Genomic DNA, 1,055 nt, shown 5'->3' with positions numbered 1-1,055 from the left:
CTAGAGCGGGATGAATTTAGGTTGGGCATATCCGGCCTCAGTGAAGTAATTTCGGCATTCGGTTGAAGTGACCGTGCCGAGGATTTGGCCGATGGCGTCACAGACGGTTTCGACTGTTCGCCTGGCAGCCTTGCGCAGCCGATGCTTGAGCTTGGCGAAGAACTTCTCGATGGGGTTCAGGTCGGGCGAGTATTTGGGCAGCAAGAACAGCCTGGCGCCGGCCGAGCGGATGGCGCGGCGCACAGCCTTGCCCTTGTGCGAGCCGAGATTGTCCATGATGACGATGTCGCCGGACTTGAGGGTTGGGACAAGAACCTCATCGACATAGAGCTGGAAGCGCTCGCCATTGATCGGTCCGTCGATCAGCCATGGTGCTTCGACACGGTCGTGGCGCAGCGCCGCCAGGAAGGTCATGGTCTTCCAATGGCCGTGCGGCACTTTGGCTTTGATCCTCTCGCCGCGCGGCGCCCATCCCCTGAGCGGGGCCATGTTGGTTTTGGTCCAGGTCTCGTCGATGAACACCAGGCGGGAAGGATCGATGCGATCTTGATACTTTGCCCACTGTGCCCGCCGGCGTGCCACATCCGGGCGATCCTGCTCGGCCGCGATCAGCGTCTTTTTTTGTGACTGAGTTTCTCGGCGTGGACGAACTCCCACACCGAGCGGTAATCGACCTTCAGGCCGCGATCGCCAAGTTCGGCTACAAGACCGCGCAGCGTGAAATCAGCGGCCCGGCAGCGCACCAACAGCCACTCCCGATGCGCTCCGGCAATGTTCTTCGGTCTGTGCCCACCCATCTTGCCGGGCGCAAGACTGCTCGTCTCGCGCAAGCGGCTTACCCATCGGATGACGGTACTGATCCCAACCCCAAAGCGCACTGCCGCCTGCCGCCGCGACAGCCCCTCCTGCTCAACCGACGCGACCACCCGTGTGCGAAGATCCATCGAGTAAGGCTTGCCCATCCATGCTGGCCTCCTTGCCCAGCCAGCATGTTGAATCAGATTTGCAAGCCTTAGGGAATCCCACCCGATTCAGCCTCAATTCATTCCGCTCTA

1 protein-coding gene is annotated in these 1,055 nt (G+C 60.9%); it reads right to left on the bottom strand.

All coding sequences use genetic code 11. The annotated features are described in order from the left end of the window. A protein-coding gene (locus FJ940_RS28340) for an IS630 family transposase (RefSeq protein ID WP_140658585.1) occupies positions 1 to 962 on the bottom strand; the annotation gives its coding sequence in 2 pieces (ribosomal slippage) (positions 1 to 623 and positions 623 to 962; 963 coding nt in all). Positions 963 to 1,055 lie beyond the last annotated feature (93 nt).

This window comes from Mesorhizobium sp. B2-3-7 (assembly GCF_006442695.1).
Taxonomy (GTDB): Bacteria; Pseudomonadota; Alphaproteobacteria; order Rhizobiales; family Rhizobiaceae; genus Mesorhizobium.
The sequence above is the reverse complement of the archived record's forward strand: the minus strand, read 5'-3'. Positions and strand labels throughout refer to the sequence as shown.